Origin of the sequence: Microvirga subterranea (assembly GCF_003350535.1) — a bacterium.
Classification (GTDB): Bacteria; Pseudomonadota; Alphaproteobacteria; order Rhizobiales; family Beijerinckiaceae; genus Microvirga; species Microvirga subterranea.
Genome location: NZ_QQBB01000006.1, coordinates 91,566 through 107,066 on the forward strand (window position 1 = coordinate 91,566; position 15,501 = coordinate 107,066).

Consider the following 15,501-nt stretch of genomic DNA (forward strand, 5'->3'; position numbering starts at 1 on the left):
GACGTCTGAATGACGACGGAAAGAGCACGGCTCGCGCGCGTGCCTGCCGCCGCCTGGTCAGTGCATGTTCTCTTTCCGGAAAGCCCCCAGGGGGGAGGCGCCGACCTGTTCCTGGACCGCCTTCAACTCCTTGACCCTGTCGCGGAAATGCTGGGCGATCGCCTCGGAGACGAGCGCCGTTGCCTCCGTAGTGGGAGGAACGTCCTGCGACGAGTGGATCATGGCGATGGCGCTCATCACCCCGTCATAGATCTCGCGCTCGCTCAGCAGCAGCTTTCCATCCTTCACCGACGCATCCAGGATCGCCTTGAAGCATCCCTCCCGGACTCGCTTGGCGTATTCCTCGTCGAAATCCTTCATCTCAGGTTTCCTCCCCACGAAGCATGTGGGGTCCTATCGATCGGCAGGCCGCTTTCGCCTCCTGCCGCATGCGCGACCGAGGACCTGTAGCAGCGGCAGGCCGGCGCAACGGCATCCGCGACGAATAGCATTGTATGGCAAGGGCAGATCCACCCAACGGCCAGGCTCCCAGGTTGAGGTCGCGTCGCGACAGGTCGTCTGATTTCGATGGTATTTTAAGGGCATAGCTGGCCCGAGTCTTGCGCGTATTGTGGCAATAATGGGTTGCGCGGGCAGAGTTGCCGGGATGACGCGCCGCTTTGCTGTTGACAAGAGCCCTTGAGCGTCACGGTCCGCTCTTCGAGAGAGTCCCTGGGGGAGATCGTCCGGCGACGAAGAGCGAGGTCATCCTCTGCAACGTGCGTCGGGTCCAGTTCTCATGAAGTGCGATAGGCAGGATCCAGCTTTTGTTAATCAAGCAAGATCCATTTTTGATCTCGTTGTAAGGTCGTTGCGGCAAGCTGTTCAAAGTCTATTCGGAAAACCGATCTTTATAGTAGGCTATAGTAAGGCTGCTTTGTTTTTCGAATAAGCGAAGTTTTAACCGTAATATGTTTGTTCTGTCCTTATTGGGACAGATGTCGCGGGCAGATTGCGCAAATTTGCTCGTATTGCCTTCAGAGGACTTTACGTCATTGGGGTGCCCCAGGTCGTTCAGCCGGCATGCCATCTTCCCGCACAAAAAGAACTAACCGAGGGAACCATGCGCCTGAAGAAGCTTGGCATTGCCACGAAAATCCAATCCATCACCCTGGCCGCCTTGATCGGTGTCGCAGCCGTCGCCGGCCTTTCGCTGTTCCAGCTGCGTGAGGAGATCGTCTCGGCGCAGGCCGTGAAGACGCAGCAGGTCGTGGAGGCGGCCTATGGCATTCTCGCCCATTACGAAGCGGAGGAGCGGGCCGGGAGGATGACCCGTGAAGCGGCCCAGAAGGCCGCCATGCAGACCCTTCGGGGCCTGCGTTACGACAAGCAAGAGTACTTCTGGATCAACGACATGCATCCGCGCATGCTGATGCACCCGATCAAGCCGGAACTCGAGGGGCAGGACCTGTCCGAGAACAAGGATCCGACCGGCAAGAGGCTGTTCGTGGCCTTTGTGGACACGGTGAAGCAGAGCGGGGCGGGTTTCGTCCCCTATCTCTGGCCCAAGCCCGGAGCGGAGGAGCCCGTGGGCAAGATCTCCTACGTGCAGGGCTTCAAGCCCTGGGGCTGGATCATCGGCTCGGGCGTCTACACCGACGACACCGCCGCGAAGGTCCACAGGACCGCCATGGAGCTGATGGGGGGCATCGCCCTGATCGTCCTCGTCATCGCCGCCGTCGCGACGCTGATCGGCCGGAGCGTGACCGGGCCGATCCTAGCCCTCAGCCGGACGATGCGCGCGCTCGCGGCGGGCGAGAAGCATGTCGAGATTCCGGCCCGGACCCGAAGCGACGAGCTGGGCGAGATGGCCCAGGCGGTCGATGTGTTCAAGAAGGTTCTCGTCGAGAAGGATAACGCGGAGGCTGTCGCGGCGGTGGAGGCCGACGCGAAGGCCCGGCGGGCCCAGCGCCTGGACGAGATCGCCAGGCATTTCGAGGCGAGCGTCTCCGCCCTGACGCGTGGCCTCTCGGGCGCGGCCCATGAGATGGAGACGACAGCGCAGGCCATGGCGGCGACGGCGGAGCAAACGAACCATCAGTCGAGCAGCGTCGCACACGCCGCAGAGCGGACTGCCGCCAACGTGCAGACCGTTGCGGCCGCCACGGAGGAACTGTCCATCTCCACGCGGGAGATCGCCGCGCAGGTGGCTCACTCGACCCAGATCGCAGGAACGGCCGTCGAGGGCGCCAAGCGCACGGACGCCACCGTGCAGGCGCTCGTCACGACCGCAGAGCGGATCGGAAGCGTCGTCGCCCTCATCAATACCATCGCGGCGCAGACCAACCTCCTGGCGCTCAACGCCACCATCGAGGCGGCGCGTGCGGGCGAAGCCGGTAAGGGCTTCGCGGTCGTGGCCTCCGAGGTCAAGGAGCTGGCCGGCCAGACCACCAAGGCCACGGAGGAGATCAGCGCGCAGATCGCCGAGATCCAGCAGGTGACGCAGGAGGCCGTCACGGCCATCCAGAGCGTCGGCCGCACGATCGGGGAGATGTCCAGCGTCTCGAGCGCCATCGCGGCCGCGATCGAGGAGCAGGGAGCCGCCACCGCCGAGATCGCCCGGAACGTGCAGGAGGCCGCCCGCGGCACCGACGCCGTGTCGGGCAACATCGTCGAGCTGCGGCAGGGCGCGGGCCAGACCGGTACGGCGGCCTCGCAGGTGCTCGGCGCGGCCCAGGAACTGGCACGCCACTCGCAGGAACTCGGCGGCGAGGTCGAAGCGTTCCTCGCCGACGTGAAGGCTGCGTGAGGCACGTCAGGTTGCGACGCGATCCGGCCGGAGACGCCCTGGCGTCTCCGGCCGGATCGGTTTGAGCGGTCAGAGGAAGAAGTCGCCGTTGTGCAGGGCGGAGGCCCCTTTCACCGCAATGGCGAAGTCGGCCAATCCATCGCCGTCCACGTCGCCGTAGACGACGAGGCTGCCGTTGTCCTTAACGTAGCGCAGCTCTCCGGCTTTCGCATGGAAGTCCTGCTTGCCGATGAAGCGGAAGGCTTGATCGCCCTTGCGCGTGATGTTGGCGTCGATGAACGAGAGATCGATCTTGTCTCGTTGCGTGCGGGTGAAATCCTCGATGGTGTCGCGCCCGACGATGGAGACGGTGCTGTCCGTGACGGCTTTGAACACGAAGCGGTCGGCCCCCGCGCCCCCGGAGAGGCGGTCGGCTCCGTGGCCGCCGTAGAGCCAGTCCTCGTCGCCGCCGCCGTTGATCCGGTCGCTTCCGCTGTTGCCGATCAGTTCGTCGTCGCCGCTGCTGCCCGACAGAACGTCGTTGCCCGCTCCACCAGAGAGACGGTTGTCGATGCCGTTGCCGATCAGGCGATCGTTGCCCTTGCCGCCGATCGCGCGCTCGATCATCGAGCGGGTGTCGCCCTGGTAAAGCAGCGCATTGGCGATGTTCCCCGGCGCATAGACCACACCGGACGATTCCTCCACGTCGGCAAGCTGGCTCCTGCTGAAGGTGGAGAATGCGCCCGGACGGAGGTCGACCGTCACCCCGGTCGAATAGCTGCGCAGATCGTAGGTGTCGATGCCGTTGCCGTCCCAGAGCGTCAGGAAGATCTTGCTGTTGGTCGGACGCTCCTGGCCGATGCCGTCGATGAACATCTGACCTGTCTTCGGGCTCCAGGAATAGATCGTATTGCCGGCGTTCGTGTCGAAATTGGCGCCATAGAGATACTGCAGGGCGGCAATGTCGTCCTGCATGTAGGTCTGCGGTTCGTTCAGCTTGTCGCCTTTGAAGCTGAGATCCGATCCCGGGTACGACCGATAGGTCATGAGCGACCAAGCCTGCCCGTCATGGTTGGCCGGAAGAGCTTTTGTGCCAGGCCGTGGCGACGGGCCCATGACGTATTCGCTCAGATCCTCATGGGTATAGTCGTCGTGACCGTGCTTGAGCCCGAGCGTGTGCCCGATCTCGTGCATGATGGTCGCCCAGCCCCAGTTCCCCTTTGCAGGCGTGGTGTAATAGGGCTGGTTCGTTTCGCCGAACCAGATGTCGCCGGCGTCCGACCGCGGACCGGGGAAGATGCCCATCGCCGATTGCACATAGGGGTTCGATGTTTGGGCGAAGCGGAGAACGGCCTGGTCCGAGGCGCTCTCGGTGATTTCGGAGAATGTCAGCTCGGTGTAGGACGCCACGAGGTTGAGTGCCGCACGCACCGCATGCGCCTGCTTGGCGTTGAAGGGATCGAAGCCGTTATTGACGTTCCCCGGATAGGCGTTGCCATAGAGCGCGCCGTCGGTCGGAAAGCTGTAGGTCAGGTTTTTGATCGTCCACTTCGAGCCGATCAGCGCAGCATCGATGTCTAGGGAGCCGCTGAAGTAATATGTCCCGTCCGGGGCCTGGTTGATCGGCAGGACCGTGGAGTTGTTGGCCGTCGGCCCTTTGGCGGCCGCGGCCAGGATCTGGCTCTTACTCGTGAAAATCATGGAATGCCCCGGAAAATATTCTGCAAATCCGGTAGCAACTCAGCGTCATTCAGCCAAGGTAACTCTTCGTCATATTCGCATGCGATCAGGCAATTTGGTTACCGATCGATGTGCCAGCCCGTCTTAGGACTGGCGCGGGGGAGCGTGATTGCCTATATGAGGAGTGTCGGGTTTTGCCCGGCTATGATCGTAGAGGCCTAGTGGCATAGGCGTTCAGGACGCGGGTTCAATTCCCGCCGCCTCCACCACGAGCCGATCGGGCGCACTTTGCTGGGTCGGCTTCTGGAGGGGGCGACTTGGGTTCGACTGGGCGCAGTAAGGACTGGGCTGCGATTAGGCTGAGCTACGGCCTTGATAGTGCACATTCACAAATGCCAACGACAACGTTGACATGGGTGCGGTTCGCCTCGCGGCGTAACCATCCGGGGCTCGGGAAAGCCTAGCAACAGAAACGGCACCCTCGCGGTGCCGTTCCCATTTTCAGGCCTGTGAAACCCCGGAAGTTCGTTACATTATTTCCCTGTTAAGCCTTGGCCGGTAGCGTGCGCATGACTTTCTGGAGGAAAGACCATGCTTCGCTCACTACTCATGGCTGCGCTCGTTGCAGGCGCGTCGCTGGCTGCCATGCCCGAGGCCATGGCCCAGGGGCTCGTCCCATGTGCGCCTGAACACGGTTTCTGTCGCGTGCCGTATCCGACCCGCGTGATCTATGGCGTTCCCGGGCGCACCGCGGCGCGCGACGTGGGCGGCCGCGGCATTCCCTGCTCGAACGAGGCTTTCGGCGACCCCGCGCCCGGGATTCCCAAGCGCTGCTCCTATGTGGCGCGCGGCTATGGCCGCGGTGGGGACGATTGGGGGCCGGACCGCTACGAGGGACCCGGACGCGGGTTCGATGGCCCACGCCGAGGCCCCTTCGGACCCGGTCCGCGGGATGAGATGGCGGCCTGGCAGTTCTGCGCCCGGGAGGGCGGCTTCTGCGACTTCAGGGGCCCCAGGCGGGTGCGCTACGGCGCGGGCGGACGCTTCGCCGAGCGCGTTTCCCGTGACGGAATTCCCTGCAACAACAGCGTGTTCGGTGATCCGGCCCCTGGAAGGCCGAAGACCTGTCAGGTCCTGGACTGACCGCCATCGGTGCGGCCGATGCTCATCTCGGCCCTCTCTGGTCAGAACGTATAGCCTACCCGGAGGCCGACATTCGTCAGCCCCCGGTTGTTCGAGCACAATCCGGCATTGGAGAGGTGCTCGACGGTCGCCATGACGCTCCAGTTCTCGGATACGCGCACCCCTAGGGATCCGGATTCCCGGAACAGGGCAGTACAGCCCAAAGCGTCATGGTGAGCCGGGATCGGGTCCGTCTCGCCGTTGTGAACGGCTCCCCCGAGGCTGCCCTCGATGAAGATGCTGGGCGTGATGTCGAACGTCCAAGTCAGTCCCGCATAGGCGAAGCTCGTCCGCCCGCTGAAGTTGAGGCTGCCGCCCAGGTGCAGGCGCGGAACGAGCAGATCAAGGTCCGGGTTCGCAAAGGTGAACGGTCGGACCGACAGGATTTCGCCGGTCAGGTTCGCCGTGCCGCTCTCCGGGCCGCCAGGATCATGGGCCGACAGGCCAAGCCTAACTTCCGACAGGAAGGCGGGCTGCGCCTGTCCCGGACCTGGGGCGGTCGGGGAGCCGACTGGCCCGAGGTCGGCAGCCTGCGCGGCCGGGCCGAGAGCCAAAACTCCACCAATCATGGCGAGGAGTCTGTTCATGGGATCTCTGCATGATTCGACGACTTGCTCCACGCTAGCTTGGCGCTGCCGCCTTGGCTCCGGCCCATTCGGGGAAGATGATGCGATCGACGGCGCGTGATGCATTCATGTAACAGCAGGTCGCCTGATCCTGCGACAATGGTGCACTGCACAATTTCTGCCGTGCGGCGTTGGTCTGCAGCAAGGTGGAGGAATTAGGATGGTCAAGAACCATGCAACGCCGGCCGAGTGGGGCCGGAGACGCACGCGGCACGACCCACCCGACGTCGAGGAGGCCGTGGCGGCTGCCCGAGGACTGACCGACGACATCGACAGCCAGGTGGAGATCGCCGCAGGGCTGATCGGCCTGCCGGAAGACGCAGTCAGATCGGTCGTCATCCAGGCTTCTGTGCAGCCCCCAACGGCTCGGGCAGCGCCTGGACCGATCCCTTCGTCGTCGAGACGCATCGTCACGGTCGAACGACGGAGTTCTCGCCTGACGTCGGTCAGAACCGTGCAAAGACACCGCTGACCATCCAAGAAGAGCCGGCCGGCCCTCTGGATATCGCATCAATCGCTGGGAAACGCCTGGAAGGCTCCATCTCTCGAACAGGAGCCATGACATGGTGCTCGTTCCGCTTCTCAACCTGGCTGCGCGCCGTCTGTGGCGTTTCCTTCTCATTCGTCTGTCCGGAAACAAGTGAGGCTTCGGTCCCGGGCCGCGCCGGGCATGGACCATGCAGGTTCCATGCTCGCGTCGCATGGCTGCGTCGGCGCGGTTCCATGTTGCGGTGCAGCATGGAAGGCCCACCTAAGGCATTCACCTTTCTCCCGGGTGCGTCATGCGGTCGAGCCAGTCTGCGGCTTTGCGGATGAACCCTCGAACGACATGCGGCAGCATGGAGGCAAAACATGAGTTTTCTCGATTCGGGCCTGCCCCGTGGCGATCCTGCGGACAGTCCCGCGGCATCCTCGCGCGGTGCTTCGCTCCGCCGGGCGACCGTCCGCCCGAAGCGGCTCTCGCTGGCGCTGCAGGGCGGGGGCGCATTCGGAGCCTTCACGTGGGGCGTCCTCGATCGACTGCTCGAGGCGAAGGTGCCGTTCGACAGCGTGAGCGGGGCCAGCGCCGGCGCGATGAACGCGGTTCTGCTCGCATCCGGGCTGGCTCAGGGCGGCGCCGACGGCGCGCGTGACGCTCTCGACCGCTTCTGGCACAGGGTCAGCGAAGCGGGCCGACGAAGCCGCTTGATGTCTCCGATCCTGTCCCGCGTCACCTCCCAGCTCTCGCCCTATCAGTTCAACCCCTTCGATCTGAACCCCCTGCGCGACATCCTCGCCGCCGAGGTCGACATCGAGGCCGTGCGCACCGGGTCCCCGGTGAGGCTGCTGCTCGGAGCGACCCGGGTCCGGGACGGGGCGCTGCGAATCTTCCGCAACAAGGACCTCACCTTTGACGTGGTCCTCGCCTCCGCATGCCTTCCGCAGCTTCATCAGGCGGTGTCGATCGACGGCGAGCCCCATTGGGACGGCGGTTATGCGGCCAATCCTCCGCTCATGCCGCTCGTGACCGCCACGCGGGCATCGGACCTGATGGTCGTGCAGATCATCCCGGGCAATCACGGGGAGCTGCCGACCACGTCGCCCGAGATCCAGAAGCGCTTGAACCAGATCACCTTCAACAGCTCTCTTCAGCGCGACCTAGAGGCCCTGGCGATGATGGCTCGGCTGTCCCGCGAGGGAGACATGCGCCACTCTCGGCTCGGCCGAAAGCTCGAGCGGCTATCTCTGCATCGCCTCGTTGCCGAAGATCATGTCGAGGGCCTGAGCACGCTCAGCTTCCTCAATACCGACTGGTCGCATCTGCAGCGTCTGCGCGACCATGGTCGTGCAGCGGCAGGGGCGTGGCTTGAAGGTCGGTCCACGGGTGTCGGTGCAAACAGGCCCGACCTTGTCGCACCCGAGGCGTGATTGTTGGTCCTGGGGCTGCGCGCGGGTTGACTTGATGGTTCTGTCGGGAGGTATGTATCGGATTTCCCGCTGTGACGGTAACCGAGAGCAACCTGCCGCAGCCTTTCGAGAGAGATGCATCATGGATCACAAGGTGGACTTCCAGGTCTTCCCCAGCGAGAACATGGTTCCGGCGCCCGACCGGGCGCGGCTTTTGGACAACCTGGGCTTCGGCAAGGTTTTTACCGATCACATGGTGGCGGTATCGTGGGAAGCCGGAAAGGGGTGGCACGAGGCGCATGTGCGCGAACGCAGGCCGTTCCAGCTCGATCCCGCCAGCGCCGTTCTCCATTACGCGCAGGAGATCTTCGAGGGTATGAAGGCCTACAGGACGGAGCAGGGCTCCATCGTCCTGTTCCGGCCGGAGGAGAACGCCCGTCGCTTTCAGAACTCCGCGGCGCGGCTCGCCATGCCGATCATGCCGGAGGAGCTATTCCTTGACGCGGTCGAGCGTCTCGTCCGCATCGATCGCGAATGGCTTCCCGCCGGCGAGGGAAGTCTCTATCTGCGGCCCTTCATGTTCGCCGACGAGGCCTTTCTCGGCGTCCGTCCGGCGAACCGGTACACGTTCTGCGTCATCGCAAGCCCGGTGGGGGCGTATTTCAAGGGCGGCGCGAAGCCGATCACGGTCTGGGTGACCGACAAGTACAGCCGGGCCGCGCCCGGCGGGACCGGCGCGGCCAAGTGCGGCGGAAACTATGCCGCGAGCCTCATTGCGCAGGCGGAGGCGATCGAGAAGGGATGCGACCAGGTCGTCTTCCTGGATGCCGCCGAACATCGCTGGGTCGAGGAGCTCGGCGGGATGAACATCTTCTTCGTGATGGAATCCGGGACGCTGGTGACGCCGCCCCTCGGAACGATCCTGCCCGGAATTACCCGCGCCTCGCTGATCGCGCTCGCACGGGATGCCGGCATGAATGTCGAGGAAAAACCCTACTCCTTCGAGCAGTGGCGGGATGACGCCGCTGCCGGCCGCCTGAAGGAGGTCTTCGCATGCGGCACAGCCGCAGTCGTCGCACCGATCGGCCATGTCCATCATGGTGACAACCGGTTCTCGATCGGGAGCGGAGAGGTCGGGCCGGTCACCCGTCAGCTTCGTGAAGCGCTCGTCGGCATTCAGAAAGGCTCCCGGCCGGACCCTCACGGCTGGCTTCATGTAATTGCCTGAACGAGCCGAAGGTGCCTGATCCCGGCTTGGCTGAAGTCAGGCCGGGGCGGAACCGCTGCTGGAGCGGTGCCGGAGAACACTGCTTCAAACAATTTATTTCAAGTAATTTATAGTATTCGCATGAAGTTATCGGAATGGCGAAGCTGGAACGTTCCTGTATTTCATGACAATGAACGTGGCGCGAGAATCGAGTCCACGAAGATGTCAAGGTTCAGCTTTCGCTTGACTCACGGGTTCTATCCTGCCGATTCGGCCCGATCGGGTTTTCCAACGCAAACTGTCCCCGTCCTTAACCAATTCTTAGATTCCGACTCCACGCGCAACATCGAATCAGACATCTCTCGGCCTGCTACGAGACAATGAGTGAGCGCGGCCGATCCTTCGGATCCCAAGGCCGCTGGCGCTTCCGGAAAGACCCGTCACCTGACGGCGCTTCCGGGAGGCTGGCGTGCTGGGCTCTCGGCAGGACCGGCGCGGGTTCGAGGCTTCTCGACTGAGAACCTTGCTCGCTTTCCTGCGCATGCCCATCGCCTCGCAGCCCTCTTCGAGCAGGAGACGACAACCGTGAACTGAGGTCAGGCAAAGCAAAAGGCCCCCGAAGCTGGACACTTCGAGGGCCTTTGGAGTCACCGAGGAACGGCGACGGATTCGTTTGGCGACAATCCCTATGCCATTCCGACAAGCTGAGTGTCAACAACATCGGTTTCGGTGAACGCTCCTGCTTTGCCCTCACATTGGAGGGACGCGATGCAGCTTGCATCGTCCGGAGGCCGACGGCTGAGACATGCCGCTCTGGCGGCGAGAAAGTTTGCGCTCGAAACCGAGCGTGCCGTGACACGAAAGGAACTCTCGGCCTCGGCCCGGGAGGCGGAGCGGGCGCTTCAGCTGAGCCCGCCCCAGCGGCTCGTGCTGAGTCAGCTGGTTGCGTGCTGGGGCGAACTGGACATGGCCCGGCTCTTGGTCTGGCCGTCAAATCAGCGCCTGATGGCGGCCACGGGCCTGTCCGAGCGCGCCGTGCGCAATGCCGTTCGCGCCCTGATCGAGCATCAGCTGGTCATCCCGAAGGACTCGCCGAACGGCAAACGCTATGCCGTGCGCGACGCATCGGACGCCATCGTCGACGCGTTCGGCTTCGACCTGACGCCGCTCTTCGTCCGTCGCGGCGAATGGACCGCGGCTCTGGCAGCGCAAAAGCACGCCAAGGCAGAGCTGAAGCGCTCCTTCGACGAGATCACGATCTGCCGCCGCGCCGCCGAGGAGGCGCTGGGTGCATTGGAGCGTCATCATCCCGCTGTCGATCGCAGCGCGCTCGAGAGCCGGCTTGCGCTGCTGCAAACCCGCACTCCGAAGCGCTCCGGAGCGGCTCTTCCCGAGGGGCTTCTCGATGCGTGGAAGGAGATCAGGCAACTTGCGGAGGAAGCCTTCCACCAGGCGGGCTGTGGCGGCACGGAATGCCGACACATAGAGCCAGAGAAAGGATCTCCCGGAGAGTCCTGTAACAAGGCTGACCCGCTCGACGCGCGAGCCGCGGCGCGAGGCGAGACGCCGGCTCGGATGCGGCTCGCAGGCTTGCTTGCGGAGGCCTGTCCGGTGATCTGCGGCTGGACGCATCCGGTCCGGGATGCCGTCGACGTGATCGCGGCGGGCCGTTTCCTGCGCGCTTCTCTGGGAGCGCACCCGAGCGCCTGGGAAGAGGCTGTCGGCGAGATCGGCGCGATCCAGGCTGCCACAGCGGTGATCTATGTACTCCAGCTTCATGACGACGACGTCGCAAGCGGCCGCAACCGCATCCGGAACGCAGGAGGCTACTTCCGGTCCATCGTGCGCCTGATCAAGGAGGGCCGCCTCGATCTCCAGGCCGAGTTGCTGGCCTTGCGGAGGCGAAAGATGACGTGATGCCTCCCGCCTTGCCGGCCGGTGATCGTTGTCAGTCAGGCTGCAATGGTATTTTTGGGACCTTGAAACGTAATGCAAAGTAACGCGTTGGGTCCCATGTGCCATTTACGCGGAGGCGTGATGATGACGAAGGCAACTTGGCTATTGGCTGCGACGTTGATTGGTTCGGGTCTTCTTTCGGCGACCCCATCATATGCTCAAGTTCAATTTGGGATCGGCCCCAATGGACCCAGCGTACGAGTCGGGCCGGACGATGATCGCCGTTATGAGCGCCGGCGCTACGAACGCCGACGGGTCTATGACGATGACACTCTCTCGACCGGAAGCGTGAACCGGTGCCGGACGGTCGTCATCCGTGAGGAAGATGACGACGGTGATATCGTGACGCGCCGTGTGCGCCGCTGCCGGTGATCCTTCGACATATCAGTGACGGACAGGAGCGCCTGAGAGGCATTTGCTCGCCTCCCAGGCGCCTTGCCGGCTGAGAGCATCAGGTCGTGCCTCGCAGAGCCACCGAAGCCAGGAGGGCGATGCAATGGATGCGCCCCCTCCTGCGAGGGATCTGGTTGCCTTTACGCCTGCTCAGGCGCGGAGCATGCCGAGAGGAGATCCTGGGAAGGCTGGATGCCGCGTTCGTGCGGGAATGTTGAGCGGCGGGACCGTCACATAAGAGATGACGTTCTCGCCTGCAGCCGAGTTGTTCGAAACGATGAGTTCTGAGCATCACGAGCGTCGGATCGCACGTTTGTGGGATCTGACAGATGCGGGGTAATGGCTCGCTGGATCCGATCGAGCATATCTTCGACCCACCATGCATCTTCTCCGAGATCAGCATGGCCACCGCTTGCCTTGTCGCGGAATTGCAGAACAATTTGGCGGGCCAACTCAGCCCTTACATCGTGGTTTCGGTCCATATCCACATACATTCTTATGGTTAAGCCCCACCCCGTGCATCAATGGGTGGGGCGTGGAATGGTTCCCGAAGCTTAGGGATGGGTTCCTCGATCAGCGGAACATCAGAGTCATGTCGGGCGCCGGCAGGTCCAAGGGGCAGCCATCCAGAGCTGCCTCGATGGATCGAGCGCACAATCCTCCTCCGGGTGACCTTCAATTCTTCTGGCGGGCTTGGGGAGATCGCAGCGGTCAAGGGATTGTCCGTCTCCGTCAAGCGAACCTGCCTGATCCGTGATTCCTTGATCCTTGGCGAAGGCTCGGCCGCCGCACTGGCGCAAGCCTCCACCCTATGCCGATCCCTACTACCGTCCATTGCCCTATTGAGACGGCAAGCGCAGGCATGAGTGGATCGGATCCATCGGCGAGCCTGCGACACGCCTCCTGTGGAGCGGGAGCAAGGCATCGATCCGGATTTGGGAGTAACGACCATGCAGCGTTGTTTATGGCTGGCGATCCTCGGATCGCTCATCACCGCAGTTCCCGCCTCCGCACAGGATCGGAAGGGGCCGCACATGTCGTCCGGCGAGATCCGAGTTCCGTCGGACGCAGCGATCGAAAAGATGCTCGAGGGGAAGTCGGTGCCGAACCCGGCCAATGAGTTCTCGGGCAACGATTCGATCGCCACCCAGCAGATGGACCGCCAGGACCGGCAGATCGACCGGGAGGTCGAGAAGGGCATCTGCTCGGGATGCTGATAGATCAACGGAATCCCGGCGCATCGGCAGAGGATCCCGTGCCCCCGCCGGCCAGGGCCGCGTCCAGGGTTGCGCTTGCGATCCAGAAATCGCGCCGCGCCACGATGGCGTGAGCCTCGTCACGGGCCTCGCTCAATGACTCGGGAGACAGGGAGACGAACTCAAGCGCAGCCTCCCGCACAGCCGGGATCGCCCCGCCACCGTGCTCGCGGGACGCCGACAAAACCGACAGGAGATCCGCGAGTTCTCACGCAAACGGAACGGGCGGTGTGTCCGCCTCTGCCAAGAAATTGTCTCCTTTGGTCAAGCAAGCCTTCCCTCGCGACCTATGATGCTTTGCGCGCACTGGCCCGACGGCTGGGCGCACACGGCGGATCCCGCGGCCGGGGCGAGAATACTGGCCGTCCATCTTGAACATTGAGAGGAGGCTGTCATGAGGTCATCATTGCTGGTTGCCGCAATCCCGGTGGCGTTTGTGTCCGCAAGCCCGGTCCTCGCGATGGACATGTGCGTCATTGCGGGCAACCAGCCCATCATGGGGGCGAACATGAACGCCGACTTCGAGGTCCAAGCGGGGCACGGGTGCATGTCCGATATCCATCCGCAGGGCACGCTCAGCAAGTCGGAGATCAGCCAGCGCCCGCAGCACGGGACCCTCAAGATGGTCGACAAGGACACGTGGACCTATGAGCCTGCGGCGGGCTACCGCGGCCAGGACAGCTTCGCGATCACAGCGCAGGGGCAGAGCGTTGACGAGAAGTCCGGTACGTCCGTCCTCAGCTACCGGGTGAGCGTCAAATGACGGCGACCTGAGATCGGACGTTCATCTTGCTGCGATGGCAGGCGTCTGGAAGGCCGAGGGCGTTCCTCGCCTTCCGGCTCGTCGTGGCGGCGAGCGACAGGGTCATGCCATCCGGTCGCTGTCAGCGATGAAGAGGTGAGAACGCCCCTGCGGTTAAGCACGTCACCACAGTTCGCCTATCCTCGAGCGTCGTGTGAGTGCGTCTCATCCCGTGACAACATGGAGGTTCAGATGCGTTTCCCTATAAACCCTTCGAAACTGCTGGCGTCCGTGGCTGCGACTGGCGTCGTCCTGCTCTCGACCATGGCGGTCTCGCAGCCGCTGACGTTGAGGGTTTCTCCGTCTACGGGTGGCACCGGGACCAGCTATCCGGATCTGGGCTATGCCGTGAACCCGGCTGATCTCCCTCCAGGCGTGACGCCTATGGGCTATACCCAGGACGGATGGCTCCAGGTTCCGGCCGACAGCCTCCATTACATTGGACCACGCTATGCTCAGCCCAGCGGGATCAAGCTGCGCCGTGGAAGCGTGGTACCGGACTGGATCACCACCGGGGACATGCAAAGCGTCGCGATCCGCGGGCTTTCGCCAGGGGCTCAGTACGGCTACTTCATCTCGCCCGACCAGAGGATCGTGGTGGTGGAACCGCAGTCCCGCCGGGTCATGCGCGTGATTCGGTGAACCGGCGCGCCCGAATGAGAATGTCGGTGGCTCCCAGGCCCTCTCCTCGGGCAGGAGCCGCCGGAAGTGGCAGGGCGGCCGCAGGAGCTCGAGCTGCTTGACGGCGCCTTGGGACGTGGAGCGCCGGACGGGAGTAGTCTGCCAACGCGTTCAGCGGAGAATTCCAACACCGACTATCTGTGCGTTCTGAACCGAACGGCGATGCGTTCATTGTCATGCTCGAGGGCCGATGCTCCTCGGTGCGGCCGGTTTGCGGCCCCAGCAGACAAAGGAACCACGATGGCTACGAACAAGAAGGACCGTCCTTCACAACCCAGTAGGAGCCGGAAGACGCCGGCAAAGTCGGCGTCGAAATCTAAGTCCGGGTCGGCCCCCAAGAGAGGGGATGCCGCTTCCAAGCGTGCGCAACCCAAGACGATGGCGGGCTCCCGGACGGCGACGAAATCCCAGGCTGTTCCCGCGAAGACTCACGCGGCCGGAGGATCCCGCACAGCGGCACGCTCGACCTCCGGCGCGTCGAGGTCACGTTCCTCGACGCAGGCCCGCTCGCAGTCGCGGGGCAGCATGTTGAATCCTATGGCGTGGCTCTCGACCCTTGAGACAACGCTCACCTCGCCACAGGCCCGCGCGGTGATGGCGGAGGCCCTGCGGGCAGTCGCGAACGTGCTTGAGCGGCCGCAGGGCAGCGAGCAGAAGCGGAGCGGCGAAACACAGGAGGGCCGGGACGCCGTGTCAGCCGCCGGAAGCCTCGGAGCCGAGATTGTGGCCGCTCCGCTGGAGGTCGCTGCGGCAGCTATCGGAGCGGCAGGGGAGGTCGTGACGAGCGCGCTTGGCGGTTCGTCGGGCGAGGAGCGCAGCAAGGGTGGCAGCAGCAAGCGCGGCAGGCAGTCTTCTTCGCGAAAGAAGCCGTCGGCGTTGGGCGATTAGCATATCGTGAGGAACCGGAGGGACGTGTCTGCGAGAAGCCGACTCGTTCCTCCGCACCCCACAATGCGATTGGCACGGTCGCCATCGGACACAAAGGTATTCCACTTTTGGCTCTGCTGGTCTCCCATGCCGGGCGAAGAGCGCTATATGCGGATCCGCTGGCCGCATGCACAGAG

At 63.7% G+C, this 15,501-nt stretch carries 15 protein-coding genes and 1 other RNA gene; 12 read left to right on the forward strand and 4 right to left on the reverse strand.

The genetic code is table 11. The features are described 5' to 3' along the window. Nucleotides 1–57: 57 nt before the first annotated feature. Entirely contained in the window at nucleotides 58–360 is a 303-nt protein-coding gene (locus DES45_RS15895; protein WP_114771009.1) for a hypothetical protein, read from the reverse strand. Between the two features lie 742 nt (nucleotides 361–1,102). On the opposite strand from DES45_RS15895, the gene DES45_RS15900 reads away from it, so the two are divergent. After that, complete coding sequence (locus DES45_RS15900) at nucleotides 1,103–2,788, forward strand: methyl-accepting chemotaxis protein (protein WP_114771010.1); 1,686 nt, start codon at nucleotides 1,103–1,105, stop codon at nucleotides 2,786–2,788. A gap of 69 nt (nucleotides 2,789–2,857) precedes the next feature. On the opposite strand, the gene DES45_RS15905 is transcribed toward DES45_RS15900, so the two are convergent. Further along, on the reverse strand, nucleotides 2,858–4,468 hold the full coding sequence (locus tag DES45_RS15905; RefSeq protein WP_114771011.1) for a M10 family metallopeptidase C-terminal domain-containing protein: 1,611 nt from the start codon (nucleotides 4,466–4,468) through the stop codon (nucleotides 2,858–2,860). A gap of 126 nt (nucleotides 4,469–4,594) precedes the next feature. Between DES45_RS15905 and ssrA the strand changes: the two genes are divergently transcribed. Both ssrA and DES45_RS15915 read left to right on the forward strand, forming a co-directional pair. Next, nucleotides 4,595–4,929: a transfer-messenger RNA gene (gene ssrA / locus DES45_RS15910) on the forward strand. Nucleotides 4,930–5,038: 109 nt separating this feature from the next. Beyond that, nucleotides 5,039–5,590 carry a hypothetical protein gene (locus DES45_RS15915; RefSeq protein WP_147282419.1) on the forward strand — a complete coding sequence of 184 codons (552 nt, stop codon included), beginning with the start codon at nucleotides 5,039–5,041 and terminating at the stop codon, nucleotides 5,588–5,590. Between the two features lie 41 nt (nucleotides 5,591–5,631). Here DES45_RS15915 and DES45_RS15920 read toward each other — a convergent pair whose 3' ends face one another. Then, nucleotides 5,632–6,216 (reverse strand): acyloxyacyl hydrolase, encoded by a 585-nt coding sequence (locus tag DES45_RS15920; protein ID WP_114771013.1) that lies wholly within the window; start codon nucleotides 6,214–6,216, stop codon nucleotides 5,632–5,634. Nucleotides 6,217–6,415: 199 nt separating this feature from the next. On the opposite strand from DES45_RS15920, the gene DES45_RS15925 reads away from it, so the two are divergent. The 6 genes from DES45_RS15925 to DES45_RS15945 all read left to right on the forward strand — a co-directional run bounded on the left by DES45_RS15925 (nucleotide 6,416) and on the right by DES45_RS15945 (nucleotide 12,915). Then, nucleotides 6,416–6,727, forward strand: a complete 312-nt coding sequence (locus DES45_RS15925; protein WP_114771014.1) for a hypothetical protein — start codon at nucleotides 6,416–6,418, stop codon at nucleotides 6,725–6,727. Nucleotides 6,728–7,107: 380 nt separating this feature from the next. Next, nucleotides 7,108–8,163 (forward strand): patatin-like phospholipase family protein, encoded by a 1,056-nt coding sequence (locus DES45_RS15930; protein ID WP_114771015.1) that lies wholly within the window; start codon nucleotides 7,108–7,110, stop codon nucleotides 8,161–8,163. Nucleotides 8,164–8,284: 121 nt separating this feature from the next. Further along, complete coding sequence (locus DES45_RS15935) at nucleotides 8,285–9,370, forward strand: branched-chain amino acid aminotransferase (RefSeq protein WP_114771016.1); 1,086 nt, start codon at nucleotides 8,285–8,287, stop codon at nucleotides 9,368–9,370. A 747-nt stretch (nucleotides 9,371–10,117) separates the two neighbouring features. Then, nucleotides 10,118–11,266 (forward strand): plasmid replication protein RepC, encoded by a 1,149-nt coding sequence (gene repC, locus DES45_RS15940; protein ID WP_114771017.1) that lies wholly within the window; start codon nucleotides 10,118–10,120, stop codon nucleotides 11,264–11,266. 120 nt (nucleotides 11,267–11,386) lie between these two features. Further along, nucleotides 11,387–11,677, forward strand: a complete 291-nt coding sequence (locus DES45_RS24790) for a hypothetical protein (RefSeq protein ID WP_147282420.1) — start codon at nucleotides 11,387–11,389, stop codon at nucleotides 11,675–11,677. 971 nt (nucleotides 11,678–12,648) lie between these two features. Then, the gene (locus DES45_RS15945) at nucleotides 12,649–12,915 is read left to right on the forward strand and encodes a hypothetical protein (protein ID WP_147282421.1); all 267 of its coding nucleotides are present in this window, start codon (nucleotides 12,649–12,651) and stop codon (nucleotides 12,913–12,915) included. 4 nt (nucleotides 12,916–12,919) lie between these two features. On the opposite strand, the gene DES45_RS15950 is transcribed toward DES45_RS15945, so the two are convergent. Then, a complete protein-coding gene (locus DES45_RS15950) occupies nucleotides 12,920–13,138 on the reverse strand; it encodes a hypothetical protein (RefSeq protein WP_114771019.1) in 219 nt (72 codons plus the stop codon). Between the two features lie 210 nt (nucleotides 13,139–13,348). Here DES45_RS15950 and DES45_RS15955 point away from each other — a divergent pair, with 210 nt between their 5' ends. From DES45_RS15955 to DES45_RS15965, 3 genes are all read left to right on the forward strand, one after another. Beyond that, complete coding sequence (locus DES45_RS15955) at nucleotides 13,349–13,717, forward strand: Ig-like domain-containing protein (RefSeq protein ID WP_114771020.1); 369 nt, start codon at nucleotides 13,349–13,351, stop codon at nucleotides 13,715–13,717. 231 nt (nucleotides 13,718–13,948) lie between these two features. After that, entirely contained in the window at nucleotides 13,949–14,398 is a 450-nt protein-coding gene (locus DES45_RS15960; protein WP_147282422.1) for a hypothetical protein, read from the forward strand. A 564-nt stretch (nucleotides 14,399–14,962) separates the two neighbouring features. Then, nucleotides 14,963–15,325: a hypothetical protein gene (locus tag DES45_RS15965; protein WP_147282423.1), complete on the forward strand. Its 363-nt coding sequence runs from the start codon at nucleotides 14,963–14,965 to the stop codon at nucleotides 15,323–15,325. Nucleotides 15,326–15,501 lie beyond the last annotated feature (176 nt).

Excerpts from the sequence above, each read along its gene's own strand:
- DES45_RS24790 (WP_147282420.1), top strand. The coding sequence starts at position 11,387 with ATGATGACGAAGGCAACTTGGCTATTGGCTGCGACGTTGATTGGTTCG.
- DES45_RS15905 (WP_114771011.1), bottom strand. The coding sequence starts at position 4,468 with ATGATTTTCACGAGTAAGAGCCAGATCCTGGCCGCGGCCGCCAAAGGG.
- DES45_RS15900 (WP_114771010.1), top strand. The coding sequence starts at position 1,103 with ATGCGCCTGAAGAAGCTTGGCATTGCCACGAAAATCCAATCCATCACC.
- DES45_RS15920 (WP_114771013.1), bottom strand. The coding sequence starts at position 6,216 with ATGAACAGACTCCTCGCCATGATTGGTGGAGTTTTGGCTCTCGGCCCG.
- DES45_RS15935 (WP_114771016.1), top strand. The coding sequence starts at position 8,285 with ATGGATCACAAGGTGGACTTCCAGGTCTTCCCCAGCGAGAACATGGTT.
- DES45_RS15955 (WP_114771020.1), top strand. The coding sequence starts at position 13,349 with ATGAGGTCATCATTGCTGGTTGCCGCAATCCCGGTGGCGTTTGTGTCC.
- DES45_RS15945 (WP_147282421.1), top strand. The coding sequence starts at position 12,649 with ATGCAGCGTTGTTTATGGCTGGCGATCCTCGGATCGCTCATCACCGCA.
- DES45_RS15930 (WP_114771015.1), top strand. The coding sequence starts at position 7,108 with ATGAGTTTTCTCGATTCGGGCCTGCCCCGTGGCGATCCTGCGGACAGT.
- DES45_RS15915 (WP_147282419.1), top strand. The coding sequence starts at position 5,039 with ATGCTTCGCTCACTACTCATGGCTGCGCTCGTTGCAGGCGCGTCGCTG.
- DES45_RS15925 (WP_114771014.1), top strand. The coding sequence starts at position 6,416 with ATGGTCAAGAACCATGCAACGCCGGCCGAGTGGGGCCGGAGACGCACG.
- DES45_RS15965 (WP_147282423.1), top strand. The coding sequence starts at position 14,963 with ATGTTGAATCCTATGGCGTGGCTCTCGACCCTTGAGACAACGCTCACC.
- DES45_RS15895 (WP_114771009.1), bottom strand. The coding sequence starts at position 360 with ATGAAGGATTTCGACGAGGAATACGCCAAGCGAGTCCGGGAGGGATGC.
- repC (WP_114771017.1), top strand. The coding sequence starts at position 10,118 with ATGCAGCTTGCATCGTCCGGAGGCCGACGGCTGAGACATGCCGCTCTG.
- DES45_RS15960 (WP_147282422.1), top strand. The coding sequence starts at position 13,949 with ATGCGTTTCCCTATAAACCCTTCGAAACTGCTGGCGTCCGTGGCTGCG.